General features: G+C 67.8%; 18 protein-coding genes and 1 pseudogene. 15 read left to right on the top strand and 4 right to left on the bottom strand.

The features are described from left to right. The 6 genes from ACFWAY_RS49610 to ACFWAY_RS49585 form a co-directional block, all read left to right on the top strand. The coding region (locus tag ACFWAY_RS49610; RefSeq protein ID WP_378515956.1) for a hypothetical protein at positions 1 to 244 on the top strand (244 nt) is incomplete at its 5' end. Positions 245 to 361: 117 nt separating this feature from the next. Continuing rightward, positions 362 to 658 (top strand): MgtC/SapB family protein, encoded by a 297-nt coding sequence (locus ACFWAY_RS49605; RefSeq protein WP_378515955.1) that lies wholly within the window; start codon positions 362 to 364, stop codon positions 656 to 658. 136 nt (positions 659 to 794) lie between these two features. Further along, on the top strand, positions 795 to 1,124 hold the full coding sequence (locus ACFWAY_RS49600; RefSeq protein WP_378515954.1) for a PadR family transcriptional regulator: 330 nt from the start codon (positions 795 to 797) through the stop codon (positions 1,122 to 1,124). Between the two features lie 2 nt (positions 1,125 to 1,126). Continuing rightward, positions 1,127 to 1,489 carry a DUF1048 domain-containing protein gene (locus ACFWAY_RS49595; RefSeq protein WP_378515953.1) on the top strand — a complete coding sequence of 121 codons (363 nt, stop codon included), beginning with the start codon at positions 1,127 to 1,129 and terminating at the stop codon, positions 1,487 to 1,489. After that, positions 1,486 to 2,298: an ABC transporter ATP-binding protein gene (locus ACFWAY_RS49590; protein ID WP_378515952.1), complete on the top strand. Its 813-nt coding sequence runs from the start codon at positions 1,486 to 1,488 to the stop codon at positions 2,296 to 2,298. The genes ACFWAY_RS49595 and ACFWAY_RS49590 overlap by 4 nt, the downstream gene beginning before the upstream one ends. After that, positions 2,298 to 3,062: an ABC transporter permease gene (locus tag ACFWAY_RS49585; RefSeq protein WP_378515951.1), complete on the top strand. Its 765-nt coding sequence runs from the start codon at positions 2,298 to 2,300 to the stop codon at positions 3,060 to 3,062. The genes ACFWAY_RS49590 and ACFWAY_RS49585 overlap by 1 nt, the downstream gene beginning before the upstream one ends. On the opposite strand, the gene ACFWAY_RS49580 is transcribed toward ACFWAY_RS49585, so the two are convergent. Further along, positions 3,063 to 3,470 carry a WhiB family transcriptional regulator gene (locus ACFWAY_RS49580; RefSeq protein ID WP_378515950.1) on the bottom strand — a complete coding sequence of 136 codons (408 nt, stop codon included), beginning with the start codon at positions 3,468 to 3,470 and terminating at the stop codon, positions 3,063 to 3,065. A 51-nt stretch (positions 3,471 to 3,521) separates the two neighbouring features. Next, positions 3,522 to 3,680: a hypothetical protein gene (locus ACFWAY_RS49575; RefSeq protein ID WP_378515949.1), complete on the bottom strand. Its 159-nt coding sequence runs from the start codon at positions 3,678 to 3,680 to the stop codon at positions 3,522 to 3,524. Positions 3,681 to 4,045: 365 nt separating this feature from the next. On the opposite strand from ACFWAY_RS49575, the gene ACFWAY_RS49570 reads away from it, so the two are divergent. Continuing rightward, positions 4,046 to 6,019: a potassium transporter Kup gene (locus ACFWAY_RS49570; protein WP_378515958.1), complete on the top strand. Its 1,974-nt coding sequence runs from the start codon at positions 4,046 to 4,048 to the stop codon at positions 6,017 to 6,019. Between the two features lie 104 nt (positions 6,020 to 6,123). On the opposite strand, the gene ACFWAY_RS49565 is transcribed toward ACFWAY_RS49570, so the two are convergent. Beyond that, entirely contained in the window at positions 6,124 to 7,107 is a 984-nt protein-coding gene (locus ACFWAY_RS49565; protein WP_378515957.1) for a magnesium transporter CorA family protein, read from the bottom strand. Between the two features lie 224 nt (positions 7,108 to 7,331). Here ACFWAY_RS49565 and ACFWAY_RS49560 point away from each other — a divergent pair, with 224 nt between their 5' ends. The 8 genes from ACFWAY_RS49560 (at position 7,332) to ACFWAY_RS49525 (ending at position 16,633) form a co-directional block, all read left to right on the top strand. After that, the gene (locus ACFWAY_RS49560) at positions 7,332 to 8,348 is read left to right on the top strand and encodes a magnesium and cobalt transport protein CorA (protein ID WP_378515948.1); all 1,017 of its coding nucleotides are present in this window, start codon (positions 7,332 to 7,334) and stop codon (positions 8,346 to 8,348) included. Positions 8,349 to 8,480: 132 nt separating this feature from the next. Continuing rightward, on the top strand, positions 8,481 to 9,461 hold the full coding sequence (locus ACFWAY_RS49555) for a VWA domain-containing protein (protein ID WP_378515947.1): 981 nt from the start codon (positions 8,481 to 8,483) through the stop codon (positions 9,459 to 9,461). A 181-nt stretch (positions 9,462 to 9,642) separates the two neighbouring features. Then, positions 9,643 to 9,903: a hypothetical protein gene (locus ACFWAY_RS49550; protein ID WP_378515946.1), complete on the top strand. Its 261-nt coding sequence runs from the start codon at positions 9,643 to 9,645 to the stop codon at positions 9,901 to 9,903. 202 nt (positions 9,904 to 10,105) lie between these two features. Then, positions 10,106 to 11,683 carry an alkaline phosphatase D family protein gene (locus ACFWAY_RS49545; protein ID WP_378515945.1) on the top strand — a complete coding sequence of 526 codons (1,578 nt, stop codon included), beginning with the start codon at positions 10,106 to 10,108 and terminating at the stop codon, positions 11,681 to 11,683. Between the two features lie 226 nt (positions 11,684 to 11,909). After that, positions 11,910 to 12,194, top strand: a complete 285-nt coding sequence (locus ACFWAY_RS49540; protein ID WP_378515944.1) for a DUF1490 family protein — start codon at positions 11,910 to 11,912, stop codon at positions 12,192 to 12,194. 1 nt (position 12,195) lies between these two features. After that, the gene (locus ACFWAY_RS49535; RefSeq protein WP_378515943.1) at positions 12,196 to 14,412 is read left to right on the top strand and encodes a heavy metal translocating P-type ATPase; all 2,217 of its coding nucleotides are present in this window, start codon (positions 12,196 to 12,198) and stop codon (positions 14,410 to 14,412) included. Positions 14,413 to 14,496: 84 nt separating this feature from the next. Further along, positions 14,497 to 14,706, top strand: coding sequence for a hypothetical protein (locus tag ACFWAY_RS49530; RefSeq protein ID WP_378515942.1), 210 nt, complete (start codon positions 14,497 to 14,499; stop codon positions 14,704 to 14,706). Positions 14,707 to 15,487: 781 nt separating this feature from the next. Continuing rightward, the gene (locus tag ACFWAY_RS49525; RefSeq protein WP_378515941.1) at positions 15,488 to 16,633 is read left to right on the top strand and encodes an endonuclease/exonuclease/phosphatase family protein; all 1,146 of its coding nucleotides are present in this window, start codon (positions 15,488 to 15,490) and stop codon (positions 16,631 to 16,633) included. Positions 16,634 to 16,689: 56 nt separating this feature from the next. Here ACFWAY_RS49525 and ACFWAY_RS49520 read toward each other — a convergent pair. After that, positions 16,690 to 16,917, bottom strand: a pseudogene (locus tag ACFWAY_RS49520) (RNA degradosome polyphosphate kinase); the annotation flags it as partial.

Genomic DNA, 16,917 nt, shown 5'->3' with positions numbered 1-16,917 from the left:
CCTCGGAGATGTGTATAAGAGACAGCAGTCCAGGCGGCGCCAGTCCCAGCGCAGCCAGCGCCACTCGGCATTGTCGTCACCGGGATCGGGCACCGAGGGCGGCGAAGGAGGTTTTGTCATCCGTGCCAGCATGTATGCGCTCCCAGGGTTTATGGTTCGTTCGATCTACTTTGCGCGCCGCACCACGTGGTTCGGCGTGTATTTACAGGTTTCTGACGCCCCGGGTCCGTTTCTCTACGGGTGACTACGTCGTCGAGGAACCGCCTACTCGCGCGGCGCCGAGGTCGTAGGCATGCACCCGCGCCTAAAAATGCTGCAGCGTCAGAACTCTCGTAATAGTGCGGAGTCCAGGCGGTGAGGGGTGTCGGGTGTCGGGTGTCCAGCCGCCCATGGAAGCGTCTTAGATGGCGGGCGGGGTGTAGGACGCGCTTCGCCCGCCCCTGCGGAGTCAGATCTGTCGGGCCAGATCGTTACCGGAATCGGATTCCTGCACGGCGGGATCCTTTCTCGTGCGCCCTGGAGTGCACGGTGCATCGTCACGGCCGCAAGCATCTGGGTGGTGGCAACCGTCGGCATGGCCGCCGGGGCCGGCCTCCACGCCCTTGCCGTCGCCGGTACCGGCGACGAGCTGACAATCACCTGGCGTACACGCCGGTGACCGAGCGCCTCAGCCCTGAGCGTCCCACCGAGCAGCGACGTTGCGACCCCGATCGCTATTCGGTGTTGCTAACTACCGGTACTCAGTGATACTTTCTACCGGTAGTCAGCAACACAGACTAGATCGAAGGTGAGTGATGGCAAATCAGATGACCGAGATGCTCAAGGGCACGCTCGAGGGCATCGTCCTCGCGATTCTCGCCAAGCAGCCGGCATACGGCTACGAGATCACGGCACTGCTGCGGGAGCGGGGCTTCTCCGATCTCGTCGAAGGCACCGTCTACGCCCTGCTCGTGCGCGTCGAGCAGAGGGGCTTCGTGGACGTGGAGAAGGTCCCCTCGGAGAAGGGGCCACCACGGAAGGTGTTTTCGATCAACGGGCAAGGGCGCGAACAGCTCGACGAGTTCTGGAGGACATGGAGCTTCCTCGCAGAACGTATCGAACAGCTCCACGAAGGAGAGAAGTGACCATGACCAACTGGATCGAGACCATCACCGGATCGTTCGAGCAGAAGAAACAGTACAAGCAGCACAAAGCACGCATCGATGCCCTTCCCGAGCCGTACGGCACCACCGCCAAAGCGCTGCAGCGGTACTTCATGTACTACGGCGGCGTCACGGACGGCGCGACCCTCGTCACGATGATGGGCGACTTCGTCGAACTCTGGGAGCGGGCCGCGGTAGACGGCACGCCGGTACGCGAGATCGTCGGCGAGAACCCGGTCGAGTTCGCCGAGACATTCGTCCAGGCCTACAGCGGCACACAGTGGATCGACAAGGAACGCGCCCGCCTGACCAAGGCCATCGAGGACGCGGAACGAGGACAACAATGACCACGAATGCCACGATCCGGGTGCGAGGCCTGGAAAAGTCGTACAACGATCTGCGGGTGCTGCGCGGCGTCGACTTCGACGTGGCGCCGGGCAGCATCTTCGCCCTGCTCGGCTCGAACGGAGCGGGCAAGACCACGGTCGTGAAGATCCTCGCGACCCTACTCAAGCCGGACGCCGGCACAGCCACGATCAACGGCTTCGACGTCGCCACGCAGCCGCAGAACGTGCGGGAGACGATCAGCCTCACCGGACAGTTCGCGGCCGTCGACGAGATCCTCAGCGGGCGAGAGAATCTCGTGCTGATCGCCCAGCTGCGGCACCTGAAGAATCCCGGACAGATCGCCGACGACCTGCTCGCCCGCTTCTCACTGACCGAGGCCGGCGGCCGGAAGGCGTCGACCTACTCGGGTGGAATGCGCCGCCGTCTCGACATCGCGATGAGCCTGATCGGGAACCCGCCGGTCATCTTCCTCGACGAACCGACCACCGGACTCGACCCCCAGGCGCGTATCGAGGTGTGGCAGACGGTGAAGGAACTCGCCGACAACGGCACAACGGTGCTGCTGACCACACAGCACCTGGACGAGGCCGAGCAGCTCGCCGACCGGATCGCGATCCTCCACCAGGGCCGGATCATCGTCAACGGCACCCTCGCCGAGCTCAAGGCACTGCTGCCGCCCGCGACAGTGGAGTACGTCGAGAAGCAGCCCACCCTCGAGGAGGTCTTCCTCGCGATCATCGGCGACGACACCGAGCGCGTCGGTGCAGACACGGTCCGCGACACCCGTACCAACAGCGAGGAGCGATGATGACCACCACGCACTTCTACGGCGACACCACAGCCCTCACGGGGCGGTCGCTGCGCCACATCCTGCGCAGCCCGGACACCATCATCACCACAGCGGTCACCCCGGTCGCCCTCATGCTGCTGTTCGTCTACGTGTTCGGCGGCGCGATCGACACCGGGTCGGAGTCGTATCTGAACTTCATGCTGCCCGGCATCCTGCTCATCACGATCGCATCGGCCATCGCCTACACCTCCTACCGACTCTTCATGGACATGCAGGGCGGGATCTTCGAGCGATTCCAGTCCATGCCGATCGCCCGATCCAGCGCGCTGTGGGCGCACGTACTGACCTCGCTGGTCGCCAACCTGATCTCCCTCGTGATCGTCATCGGCGTCGCCCTCCTCATGGGCTTCCGCACGGGCGCGAGCGTCCTGGCGTGGCTCGCCGTCGCAGGCATCCTGATCCTGTTCACCCTGGCGCTGACATGGGTCGCTGTGATCGCCGGTCTCTCCGCGAAAACCGTCGACGGTGCGGGCGCGTTCGCCTACCCCCTCATCTTCCTACCGTTCATCAGCTCCGCGTTCGTGCCCACCGACACCATGCCCGGCCCGGTGGAGTGGTTCGCCGAAAACCAGCCGGTGACCTCCATCATCGACACAATCCGCGCCCTGTTCGCGCAGCAGCCAGTGGGCAACGACATCTGGATCGCCCTCACCTGGTGCGCCGGCCTCCTCATCGTCGCCTACGCCGCCGCGACGGCCATCTACCGACGCAAGATCAGCTAGCTATCGCCGGACGGCGGGATTGCGCTCGCCTCGGGTGGCTACCGGCCGGAGACCGGCCCCGGGTCCCGGTGCAGGCTGGTCGAGCGTGCCGCGGCGAGAGAGGCCGGTGGCCGCCGCGAGGCGCCGACGGGCGTGCCGTCTGCGGTCGGCTTCGGTCATGCCGCCCCATACTCCGTAGGGTTCGCCCATCGCCAGGGCGTGTTCACGGCACCGGCCGAGCACGGGGCAGTCCTGGCAGATCCGCCGGGCCCGCGATTCGCGTCGGGCCTGCGCTCGACCGCGTCGTTCCCCGTCCGGGGAGAAGAACACCGACGATTCGGTACCGCGGCACGCGGCGTGCTCCTGCCAGTCCCCGCCACCGGTGGTGATCTTCCCAGCGGGTGGAAATGGTTGTCCTGTGGGCAGCAATGCGCATTCCTTTCGCTCCCGAACTCCGGAGCCGTCGAGACAGATCGGTGATCAGCGGTGGGTGTGGCCGCCGAGTGCGGCCGTGAAGATCGCCGCCCGAGGCGACGGATGGTGCCGGTAGTAGGTTTCGAGGTTGATCATTTCCTCGCGGGTCAGGCGCCCGCGGTGGAAGAGACCGGGCAGGTGCAGGTAGTCGGCGAGCTGCTTCATGGATGGATCCTCGGTGGTTCGGGGACAGGCGTGCGGCCGGGCCGTCGTCGGGCGCGAAACCGACCGCGGCCCGGCCGATTCGAGAATGCACCGATCGACCTCACCCGGCACAGGGGCTTGACGGCTTCTTTGCGCCCGGTGCCGAGTTCTTGACTCGGTGACGCCGTTCGGCCGGCGACGAGGCCGCGGAACGATGGACCGCGGCCTCGAATGTCGACGACTTCGTCTAGATCGACCGTGCCGTCGTCGACCGCCGCGACGCGTCACGGCGCGGATATCCCCGACCTCGGCCGCCCACCGACCGGCGCAGGCTGCCTTAGTCCCTCACGGTGTTCGGGCCCGCTGTCGGTCACCGCTGCGGCAGGATGGGGTGCGGACCCGCCAATGAGGAGTGCGCCGTGCCCGCAGAGTCTCAAGCCCCGTCGCCGATTCGCGCGCATGGCGGTCGGGAAACGGTCCGGGCCGCCGTGGTGGTCGGCGCACTCGGTGTCGTGTTCGGCGACATCGGGACCAGCCCGATCTACACCATCCAGACGGTGTTCAACCCGGCCGACCCGCACCCGGTGCCGATCAGCGAGAACAACGTGTACGGCGTCGTGTCGCTGATCTTCTGGTCGGTGATGATCATCGTCACCCTGACCTACGTCCTGCTGGTGATGCGCGCCGACAACGACGGCGAGGGCGGCATCATGGCACTGATCACCCTGCTGCGACGCCTCGGCGGCGCGGGGGGCCGCCGCGTCACCGCGGTGCTGGCCGGGCTCGGCATCTTCGGCGCTGCACTGTTCTTCGGCGACAGCATGATCACCCCCGCGATCTCGGTGCTGTCCGCGGTGGAAGGCCTCAAGGTCGTCCAACCGGGGCTGGAAGGGCTGATCATCCCGATCACCGTGGTGATCATCGTGGGGTTATTCTCCGTTCAGCGCCGCGGCACGGCGGCGGTCGGCCGGTTGTTCGGGCCGGTGATGATCGTCTGGTTCCTCGCGATCGGGGCCTGCGGCGTGGCCGGCATCGCCGCGCACCCGGAAATCCTCAAGGCCCTCTCGCCGACCTATGCGCTGTCCTTCATGGTCGGGCACTTCGGGATCGCGTTCTTCGCGCTGGCTGCGATCGTGCTCGCAGTCACCGGCGCCGAGGCGCTCTATGCCGACATGGGCCACTTCGGCCGGCGGGCGATCACCCGCGGCTGGCTCGGGCTCGTCCTGCCGGCGTGCGTGCTGAGCTACCTCGGCCAGGGGGCGCTGCTCCTCGGCGACCCGGACGCCGTGAGCAGCCCGTTCTTCCTGCTCGCCCCCGGCTGGGCGCGGTGGCCGATGGTCCTGCTGGCCACCGCGGCGACGGTGATCGCCTCCCAGGCCGTGATCACCGGCGCCTACTCGGTGGCCTCACAAGCCGCCCAGCTCGGCTACCTGCCGAGACTGCGGGTGGCACACACCTCCGAGTCCACGATCGGCCAGATCTACGTGCCCTGGATCAACTGGCTGCTGATGGTGTCGGTGCTCACGCTGGTCTTCGCCTTCCGCAGCTCGGCGGCGTTGGCGTACGCGTTCGGCATGGCGGTGACCGCGACGATCACCATCACCACGCTCGTGTTCCTCTACCTCGCGCGAACCAAGTGGGGCACCCCGCTGTGGCTGCTCGTGATCGGCGGCGGCGCCTTACTGGTGGTCGACGGGATGTTCCTGGCGGCGAACCTGACCAAACTGGTGCACGGGGCGTGGCTGCCACTGCTGATCGGGCTCATCGCGTTCACCGTGATGACCACCTGGCAGCGCGGGCGCACCATCGTCACCCGCAGGCGGGAGCAGACGGAGGGACCGCTGCGCGCATTCGTCGACCAGCTGCGCGCTACTCGGCCACCGCTGCTGCGGGTCCCGGGCACCGCGGTGTTCCTCAACCGCGGTAAACAGACCGCACCGCTGGCGATGCGCGCCAACGTCGAACACAACCGCGTGCTGCACCAACACGTGGTGATCCTGTCCATCGACACGCTGCCGGTGCCCCGCATACCCGACGCGGAGCGCACGGAGGTCGACGCGCTCGGCTACGCCAAAGACGGGATCGTCCACGTCACCGCGCACTTCGGATACATGGACACCCCGAACATCCCGGACGCGCTCCGACTGCTCGACCCCGCCGACACCGAGGGGCCGATCGCGATCGAGGAGGCCTCCTACTTCCTGTCGAAGATCGAACTGACCATGGGGACGGCACCGACGATGGCGCAATGGCGCAAGCGGCTGTTCATCGCCACCTCCCACATCACCGCCGACGCCGCCGAGTACTTCGGCCTGCCGGGCGAACGGACCGTGATCATGGGTTCCCGAATCGAGGTGTAGGGCAGTGGATCCGTCACGCTCCTGGAAGGGCGGGGCCTGGCCACTGCCTACTGCGCGCGCCGAAGCGCCCGAGGCGCACGAGCAGGCGGCAATTGGCGAGCAGGTCAGAACCAGCCTTTGCGTTTCGCCCAGATGAGCAGTGACCCGGAGATGGCGAGCATCACGAGCAGGATCACGGCCACCCAGGCCCATTGCGTTCGTTCGTTCACGATCACGTTCATCCCGAAGACGGAGGATAACGCCGTGATCGGCAGCGTGACGGCCGCGATGACGGCGAGTCGCTCGGCGGCGATCGTCATCTTGGTGTTCGTGCGTGCCTGGTAGAACTCGATCGTGCCCTGCAGGTAGTCCTTCTGGCTCCCGGCCATCACGGTCAGATGCTGGAACTGGTCGACCGCGTCGAGCAGGAGGTCTTGCCCTTTACCGATGCCGAATGCCTCGATGGTGACCATGCGGCCGTAGACCTCGCGGCTCAACGCGGCCATGGTGCCGACGGTGAGCAGACCGTGTCGGACCCGGAACATCTCGTCGAGAAAGGTTTCCGGATCACCGAGGTGCCCGCCGGTGACCTGTTGCTCGAGCTTCCATACGTTCTTGGTCAGTTCGGCGGTGTACGTCCGAATCCGCGCCGTCAGCGCCGCGAGCACCGCGAAGGACAGTTCGAATCCGGTGCCGGGCTTGAGCTTGCCCGCTTCCAGCCGGCCCAGCACCGCATTGACCTCGACCATTGCGGTCGAGGGATCGATCGCCGGATTCACAGGGCCGTGCACCGTCACCAGAAACCGGCCGCCGATGAACTGGTCCAGTTCGACGTAATGCACGTGTCCGTGTGCTCCCGATTGCGGCGCGTGCAGAACCACGAAGAAGTGGTCCACATATCTGTGCACCTTCGGTACCTGATTGCGGTTCATCGAATCCCGCACGGCGAGAGGGTGAAACCCGAAGACATCGGTCAACACGTGCTCCGCCTGGTCGTCCCAGGTCGGGACGTCCACCCAGACCACTCCGTCGGGCCGGTCGAGCAATGCCACCAGATCGGACACCGGGCGCGTTCGCACACCGTCGGCGGAGATGAACCGGACGTCCATATCGGCCTCCTTCACGCGACGAACCGTCACCCCTGTCATAGCACCCACACCCCGTGCAGATCTGCCGACCTGTCGAATCCCGGCTGTGTGGTCTCGGTGCCTGCGCCACATCCACCGGCCGGGTTCGCCGCAGCCGACAACTACCCTCGACATTCGGGGCGGCAACCCGCCGCGGTCACCCGCCCCGGTGGGGCGGCAAGTGCGGTCGGAGGCTGGGAGTGGACATGACGATCGTGGACAACGCGGTGTATGTGGGTGGTGTCCGGGCCGCGACCCCGGACACGCTCGACAGCACCTACGAGATCCTGCGGGAGAAGGAGGGGATGGCCTGGATCGGGCTGTACCGCCCGGACCGGGAGGAGATCGACTCGGTGGCCGACGAGTTCGCGTTGCACCACCTGGCGGTCGAGGACGCCATCACCGCCCACCAGCGCGCCAAACTCGAACGCTACGACAACATCCTGTTCGTGGTGCTCCGGCCGGCCCGCTATCTCGACGACGTCGAGAAGGTCGAATTCGGGGAACTCCACGTGTTCGTCGGACCCGATTTCGTCGTCACCATCCGCCATGCGGAATCCCCGGACCTGGGGAAGGTGCGCCACCGCATGGAACAGGAACCGAAGTTGCTGTGTCTGGGTCCGGAGGCGGTGCTGTACGCGATCCTGGATCAGGTGGTCGACGAATACGAACCGGTCATCGCCGGCCTCGAGAACGACATCGACGAGATCGAGGATCAGCTGTTCACCGGTGACGAGACCGTCGCCCGCCGGATCTACGCCCTCTCCAGCGAGGTGATCGCGTTTCAGCGCGCCACCCACCCCCTGGTGGGCATGCTCGAGGCCCTGCAACGGGGGTCGGAGAAATATCATGTCGACCTCGAACTGCAGCGGCGCCTGCGCGATGTGCACGACCACACCATCCGCATCTGTGAACGGGCCGACTCCTTCCGCGCGCATCTGCAGACGGCGCTGACCGTGCACGCCACCCTGGTGGGGCAGCAGCAGAACGAGGAGATGCATCACCTGACCGAGGCCAGCCTCGCGCAGAGCGAGGAGGTCAAGAAGATCTCCGCGTGGGCGGCGATCCTGTTCGCCCCCACCCTGGTCGGGACCATCTATGGGATGAACTTCGACCACATGCCCGAATTGCACTGGGTGATCGGGTACCCCCTGGCGCTGTCGTTGATGCTCATCACCTCCATCGCCCTGTACACCGTGTTCAAACGCCAGCGCTGGCTCTGAGAAGACCCCGATGACCCCGCACACCAACCTTGCTCGCCAGGCCCGGGCGCGCCTGACCAACCGGGCCCGTGAGGCCGGGGCGGGCCCGCCCGCCGCCCCCTGTCCGCGGCCCTCGAGCGTGGGGGTGGCGCGGTGAGCCGGCTCGCGTTCAGTTCCCCGTTCTGGCTGCTGTTCGCCGTCACCGCGGTCGCGGTCGCGGCCGGGTACGTGCTGGTGCAGCGGCTGCGGCACCGGCACCTTCTGCGGTTCACCAACCTCGCACTCCTCGAGAAGGTGGCCCCGAAACGTCCCGGACCGACACGGCACCTCCCGGTCGCCCTGATGGTGGTGGGACTGCTGCTGCTGGCGGTCGCGCTGGCCGGGCCCACCGCCGACAAGAGGGTGCCCCGGAACCGGGCCATCGTCGTCCTGGTGATCGACGTGTCCCTGTCGATGCAGGCCACCGACGTGCCGCCGTCCCGGATCGCGGTGGCCCAGGAGGCCGCCAAGGCCTTCGCCGACGACCTGACCGCGGGGATCAACCTCGGGCTGGTGGCGTTCTCCGGCACCGCCTCGGTCCTGGTCGCGCCCACCACCGAGCGGGAAGCGGTCAAACGGGCCATCGACCGGCTGCAGCTGAGCGAACGAACCGCACCCGGTGAGGGCATCTTCGCCGCCCTGGGATCCATCGACACCCTCGCCGCCGTCCTCGGGGGCAGCGATCAGACCCCGCCGGCACACATCGTGTTGATGTCCGACGGCAAACAGACCGTTCCGGTGAGTCCGGACGATCCGCGCGGCGGATTCACCGCGGCACGTGTGGCACACGACAAGTCGGTGCCGGTCTCCACCATCTCCTTCGGCACCCGCCACGGCACCGTCGCCATCGAGGACGAACGCATCCCGGTCCCGGTCGACGACGACGGGCTGCGGGAGATCGCCCGGCTCGGGGGAGGGTCGTTCTTCACCGCCTCGAGCCTCGAGGAGCTCCGCTCGGTGTACGACACCCTGCAGGAACAGATCGGCTACGAGATCACCCGCGGCGACGCCAGCCGGATGTGGCTGGTCGGCGGCTCCCTCTTCGTCTCCGCCGCGGCCGGGACCGGCCTCGTCCTGAACCGCCGCATCCCCTGACAACCCAGCTCGTCGCCCATCGACCTCGACAGGAACCCGAACGGGGTCCGCGAGTGTCGGCTCAGCTCGCCGCCCCGCCCGTCCCGCACCGTCCGCCGCAACCGGACCGAAATCGCTGCGCACGGAAATCGTCGGGACCAGCCGAACCCACCCGCCTTCCGGCGGAGAGAAGACTGGTCTCATGACTCGTCACCGGTGGTGGACACCCCGGCCGCCGCATCGCACACCGACGCCACCATCAGCGGAGGATTTGTACGACGACCTGCGGGAACGACTGCCCGCGGAGCTGCGCGACCAACCCGACGATCAGATCCCGCCACTGTGGGCGGCGTGGTCCGAAGCCCGATCCGGGCACGACGCCGGTCACCTCATCCGCACCTTCCAGCTCGACCCGGCGCTCGCGCATCGCCTCGTCGCCCTCGCACACGAGCGGCGATCCTGACCCAGGGCACACCAGCGACACGGTCCGGCACCTGCGAATGGGCGGCAGCCGACGACGCCACACGGCGGTCCGAAGATCCCGCACTCGCGTCTGCACATCAGAACGGACCGCGTTGCGGCCGACGAACCACTGTCAACGAACCCCCATGGGAGCGCATCGTCCTACTCGGCCGGCCAATCGCAGCCTGGCTATACCGTGGTGTATGGCCCTCTCCCGTCGGCAGTTGTTGCGTGTAGGTGTGGCCGGATCGGCTGCGGTGCTGGTGGGTACGTCGGCGGTGAGCAGCGCCCGGTTCCCAGCGCCGCGGTGGCGAGCAGATGACCCGTTCGCACTCGGTGTGGCATCGGGAGATCCGACACCGGACGGTGTCGTCCTGTGGACCCGCCTTGCAAAGGATCCCCTTGCCCCCGGCGGGCGCGGCGGCATGGGATGGGATCCGGTGACCGTCGAATACGAAGTCGCGCACGACGAGAGCTTCCGGCAGGTGGTGACGCGCGGGACGGCTGTCGCGACGCGCGAACTCGCCCACAGCGTGCACCCGGAGATCCACGGCTTGGAGCCTGCTCGTTGGTACTTCTACCGGTTCCGGGCCGGCTCGGCGATCTCGCCGGTGGGCCGGACCCGCACGGCCCCGGCGCCGGGGCAGCCCACCGCGCGGATGCGGTTCGCGTTCGCCTCCTGCCAGTCGTGGAGTTCGGGCTTCTACACCGCATACGAGCACATGAGCGACGAAGACCTCGATCTGGTGGTCCATCTGGGCGACTACATCTACGAACGCGGGTGGAGGCGCGGCCGCGAGGGAACGTCGATGGGAGTGGACCGCGGCGAGGCCGTCGATCTGCCAAGCTACCGGCTGCACTACGCACAGTACAAAGCCGAGCTGCCGCTGCGGGACGCGCATGCGGCGTTTCCCTGGATCGTGACCATGGACGATCACGAGGTCGACAACAACTGGGCGGCCGAGTCGCCGGGACTGGGCTTCGATATTTACCGAGTTTCCGCGCTGTTCCGCCGGCGCCGAGCTGCGGCCTTCCAGGCGCTGTATGAGCACCAGCCGCTGCGGATCGGGCAGCGACCCTCGGGGCCGGGGATGCGCCTGCACCGCCGCTACCGGTTCGGTGATCTCGCGGAGCTCACCATGCTCGATACCCGGCAATACCGGGACCGGCAGGCCTGCGGGGGTGACGTCACCGCGCACTGCGCGGACCGGCTCGACACCGACCGCACGATACTGGGTGCCCACCAACGTCACTGGCTGCTCGACGGATTCACCGGCTCGCCCGCCCGCTGGCAGATCATCGGCAATCAGGTGGCGATGGGCCAGACCGACAACGACCCCGGACCGGACGTCGTCGTGTCCTCCGACGCGTGGGACGGCTACGTCGCCGATCGCAACATCGTCCTCGGCGGCGCGGCCGATCGCGGCGTCCGCAATTTGGTGGTGATCACCGGGGACCGTCACCAGAATATCGTCGCCGACCTGCGCCGGGACTACGCCGACCCGGGGTCGCCGGTGGTTGCGTCGGAGTTTTCGGGAACGTCGATCACCTCGGCTGGTGACGGCGCCGACATCAATGACACCGGGCGCCGCCTGCTGGCCGCCAATCCCGACATGAAGTTCTTCAACGCGCAGCGTGGGTATGTGCGGGTTGACCTGGATCATCAGTTGTGGCGCAGCGACTTCCGCGTTGTTCCCTATATCCGTCGTCCGGGCGCGCCCATCTCCACCCGCGCCAGCTTTGTTGTCCAGGATCAGCTACCGAGTGTCATCGAGGCGTGACGGCCCGACACTGCCACCCCACGACGCCGCGTTCCGCCGCGGGCCCGCACGCCGGGCACCGCTGAGCGCGGATGCGTCGACGGGCTGGGCGGAGAACTGCGCTGCTGGCGGTGCCGAGCCACAACGGTCGGGTCAGGGTGCGCCTGCCAGACGAACGTGCCTCGGGCACGCACGGGACCGATACTGGTGCTTTCGCGCGCACACCGCACGGTGTCAGGATGAGGTCATGGCCCTTCACGTTCTGCTTGCCAAGGCCGCGTCCACCGTCGTGACCGGCGCCGTGGGTGTTGCCGCGTACAACGCGGTCCGCACGGTCGCCGCGAAGGCGCCGCTGCACGAGGCGGCCGTCACCGCGACCGCGTGGGGACTGCGTGGGGCTCGTAAGGCGGAGGAGGGTGCCGAGTCGGCGCGCCTGAAGATTGGCGACGTGGCCGCCGAGGCCAGGGGGCGGATCGGTGAGGAGGTGCCCCCACCGGCGGAGCCTGACACCGGTCACGGCCACAGTCACTGACATGCCCGCCGCGCCGGCCCCGCACGAGCCCACCGGTCTCGCCGTGGTCTCGGATGCGGCCGGCCGGATCCGTCTGCAGCTGTCGTGGTTGCGCGCGAGCCCGGGGTGGGCGGTGGCGATCGAGGACGCCGTCGCCAAGATCTCCGGGGTGCGGGCGGTGCACGCGTACCCGCGGACCGCGTCGGTGGTGGTGTGGTACTCGCCCCGGCGGCTCGACCGCGCCGAGCTGCTCGATGCGATCGCGGCCGGCGAGGAGACCCCGTGGTCGCTGGTGCCGGACCGGTCCCCGCGCTCGGCCGACGTCGGTAACGCTGACATCGTGCGGATGGCCGTCGGCGGCGCCGCCCTGATCCTGCTCGGTGTCCGCCGGTACGGTCTGCGCCGGGCGCCGCTGCTCGGGCCGTCCAGTCGCCTGTTCGCCACCGGCGCCACCATCTTCACCGGCTACCCCTTCCTGAAGGGGGCGCTGCGCACCCTGACCGGCAACCGGTCGGCGGGCACCGACGCCCTCGTCTCCGCCGCGACCGTGGCCAGCCTGGTGCTTAGGGAGAACGTGGTGGCCCTGACCGTGCTCTGGTTGCTCAACATCGGCGAGTACCTGCAAGAGCTCACGCTGCGCCGCACCCGCCGCGCCATCTCCGATCTGCTCAAGGGAACCCAGGACACGGCCTGGATCCGGCTGGCCGATACCAGTGAGATCTCGGTGGACATCGACTCCCTCCAGGTCGGCGACGAGATCGTGGTCCACGACCACGTCGCGATCCCGGTGGACGGGGTGGTGGTCGACGGGGAGGCGATCGTGGATCAGTCCGCGATCACCGGTGAGACGCTGCCGATCGCCACCTCCGTCGACCACCTCGTCCACGCCGGCTCCGTCGTCCTCCGGGGTCGCCTGGTCGTCCGGGCCACCGCCGTCGGCAACGAAACCAGCATCGGTCGGATCATCTCCCAGGTCGAGCAGGCCCAGGACCACCGCGCCCCGATCCAGACCGTCGGCGAGAACTTCTCCCGGCGGTTCGTGCCGGCATCGTTCGCGCTGGCCGCGCTCACCCTCGTCCTCACCCGCGACGTGCGCCGCGCCATGACCATGCTGCTGATCGCCTGCCCGTGCGCGGTCGGGTTGTCGACACCCACCGCGATCAGCGCCGCCATCGGAAACGGGGCCCGCCGCGGAATTTTGATCAAGGGCGGATCCCACCTCGAGCAGGCCGGGCGCGTCGACGCCATGGTCTTCGACAAGACCGGCACCCTCACGATCGGCCGCCCGATTGTCACCAATGTGATTGCCTTCGCCAAGGATTGGGAACCTCAGCAGGTCCTCGCCTACGCGGCGAGCTCGGAAATCCACTCGCGGCACCCACTCGCCGAGGCGGTCATCCGGTCCACCGAGGAACGGCACATCGTGATCCCACCGCACGAGGAGTGCGAGGTGCTGGTCGGGCTCGGCATGCGCACCTGGGCGGATGGGCGGACGCTGCTGCTGGGCAGCGACGGGCTGCTGCGCGAGGAGAAGGTGCGGGTGTCAAAACGGGCGGCCGACTGGGTGCGCAAGCTTCAGCAGCGGGCCGAGACGCCACTGCTGCTGGCCGTCGACGGCAAGCTGGTCGGACTGATCAGCCTCCGCGACGAGGTTCGACCCGAAGCCCTCGAGGTGCTGTCCCGGCTGCGGGCCGACGGTATCCGACGAATCGTCATGCTCACCGGCGACCACCCGATGACCGCGGCGGCGGTGGCCGCGGAGCTGGGTATCGGCGAGTGGCAAGCAGAGGTGATGCCGGAGGACAAGCTCCACATGGTCCGCCGACTGCAGGAGGACGGGCACACGGTCGCGATGGTCGGAGACGGCACCAACGACGCGCCGGCGCTCGCCGCGGCGGACATCGGCATCGCGATGGGCCTGGCCGGGACGGACGTCGCGGTCGAGACCGCGGACGTGGCCCTCTCCAGCGATGACCTGCGGCGGCGGCTTGATGTGCGCGACCTCGGGGCACACGCGGTCGCACTGATTCAGCAGAACTACGCCATGGCGATCGCGGTGAACGCGATCGGACTGCTCGTCAGTGCCGGCGGCGCCCTGTCCCCGGTCCTCGCGGCCATCCTGCACAACGCCTCCTCCGTCGCGGTCGTCGCGAACAGCTCCCGCCTGATCACCTACCAACTGCAGCAGCCGCGCCGCCTCGGGACCGAGGCCACACCCACGGTCTCGGAACCACTTTGACGGGGTACACCGTGTCGGTCCGCCGCCGAGGGGTGCGCACGGCATCGCCGTTCCAACACCGACTTCGCCCGCCGGGCGTGCGTGATGTTCTCCCGCGAGCAGTGCCCGGCGATGTACGGCGCCATCCTCGGTGCCGCCTCCGACAGCCGGATCTCGCTCGCTGTCGCGCAGACGGCCGACGATCCGGGCGCGACCGCGCACATGGTGTCGGTCAAGCCGTTGGTCGGGTTCGCGTCGCTTGCCCGTGTCGGTTCGGGAGGATTCGGCGCGATGGGCGCGAATGCGTGGCGGTGAAATTGTTCGGCCCGGTTCCGACGCGATTTGTATGCGGTTCTGGCGGACCGTCGAGGTGAATCCGGCGGTGTTCTCCTTCCTCGACTGTATCGACCGTTCCGAGGAAGTGGGCCAGGTCGAAGGCCGGGGGATCGTCGGGACAGAAGCGGACCGAGCCACCGCCGGGTTAGTCGACGATGCGGAGGCATCTTCGATCGGCGTGAGTACCACGGCCTCACCACTCAACCCGCGGTGAGACACCGATGAGCAGTGCCCGTCCGTGCGGTCGTTCCGACGCGCGTTCAGCACCGGGGCACCACACAGGAGTTCGACGGCGCAACCGACGCCGGCGGAAACCCACCAGCACGATCACACACGATCTGGATTGCGACACCGAGGCACACCCGCGAATGCGCCGCAGCATCAGCGTGCACGAACGTGGGTGGGTGGAACCGGTCGGGATCCACCGCCGGCGCCGAGAGGGGTCGGGGCGCCCGCACACCCGTTACGAGCTCGTACGGTGAAAGCTGGTCGGGGTCTCGGTCGGGAAAGTGCGCGCAAACGGGTGTCGCCGGTTGCGTGGCCATCTGATGAAATGTCCATTGACGGCCAACCTGATTCCGACGAATCTTATAGTAGGTCAACCGTTTCCATCGGACGTTCGGGCCACAGCTTGTTTCGGCTTTTGCGGCTGAGGCGTTCCGCCGAGGGGTTCACGCCGATAGGCTCTGGGAGCGAGATCAACTGCTCGACCGTCAGCCAGCCCACCCTCCGTCTGCACGCACGTCGACAGGGAGCCATTGTGTCGTCCACCTCCATGCGCATTGCGTCGTTCAATGTCGAGAATCTCTTCTCCCGCCCCCGCGCGATGGGCAGCGCCCCGGACGAGGTCGGAGAGGACATCCTCGACGCGCACGCCCGCCTCGGGGCCCTGATCGCCCAGGACACCTACACCGACGGTGACAAGAAGCTGATCCTGGACCTGCTGGTCGCGTTGGATCTCGACCGATCCGACACCGCCGCCTATGCGGTGCTGCGGCAGGTCCGCGGCCGGTTGGTCAAACGCTCGAAGGGCCTGACCACCGTCGTCGCCGAGGGTCGCGGCGATTGGGTCGGCTGGGTCGACCTGACCAAAGAACGCGTCGACGCACTCGCGATGACCCACACCGCCCAGGTGTTGCGCGAGGTGAACGCCGATATCACCGCCGTGATCGAGGCCGAGGACCGGATCGCCCTCAAACGCTTCACCGAGGCCGCGATCGTTGACCCGGAACGGAATCCGGTGTTTCCGCATGTGATGGTGATCGACGGCAACGACGACCGTGGCATCGATGTCGGGGTGCTGTCGAAGGCGGCGTACCCGCTGCGGGGGATCCGCTCGCACGTCGACGACCTCGCACCGACCGGGCGCCCGATCTTCAGCCGCGATTGCCCCGAGTTCACCTTCCCGTTCCCCGAGGACAGCGCCCTGGTGGGGAAGTCGTTGACGGTGCTGGTCAACCACCTCAAGAGCAAGGGGTACGGGCGGCCGGAAGACAACAACGCCCTGCGCCGCCGGCAGGCCGAGCGGATCGCCGAGATCTATCGGCAGCTGCGTGCAGGCGGGGCGGAGTTCGTCGCGGTCGCCGGGGACCTCAACGACACCCCCGACAGTGAACCCCTCGCGCCGTTGCTCGCCGACACCGATCTGCGAGATGTGGCCGAGGTGAACGGGTTCGATGACGGCGGCCGGCCCGGCACCTACGCCAACGGCACCGCCGGAAACAAGATCGACTACGTGCTGCTCTCACCCGCGTTGTTCGACCGGGCGACCGGTGGGGCGATCTTCCGTAAGGGCGTGTGGGGCGGCAAGCATGGCACCCTGTTCGAACACTTTCCGACCACGACCTCCCCGGTGCACGCCGCGTCCGATCATGCCGCGATCTACGCCGACATCGACCTCAGCTGATGACCTGTGCTGCCGCGCAAGTGGCACGTCTGCGCCACCGGGGGCCGTCCCCGTGATCAGGATCCGCTGCCGGTTCGGGCCCGCATGAGGGCTTCCTGGTGTTCGCGGACGTCCTGGCCGTGGGCGGGGGAGGCCATCCAGTTGCCGTCGGGGTGTAGCACCCAGCATCGGGTTGTCGGGTCGAGCGCGGAATCGAAGATGTCGCCCAATTGGGCTGTGAGCCGGGGATCTTTCACCTGGGCCATGGCCTCGACCCGGCGGTCGAGGTTGCGGTGCATCATGTC

Origin of the sequence: Rhodococcus sp. NPDC059968, assembly GCF_042738615.1 — a bacterium.
Taxonomy (GTDB): Bacteria; Actinomycetota; Actinomycetes; order Mycobacteriales; family Mycobacteriaceae; genus Rhodococcus_F.
This window is presented reverse-complemented; position numbering and strand designations above follow the sequence as displayed.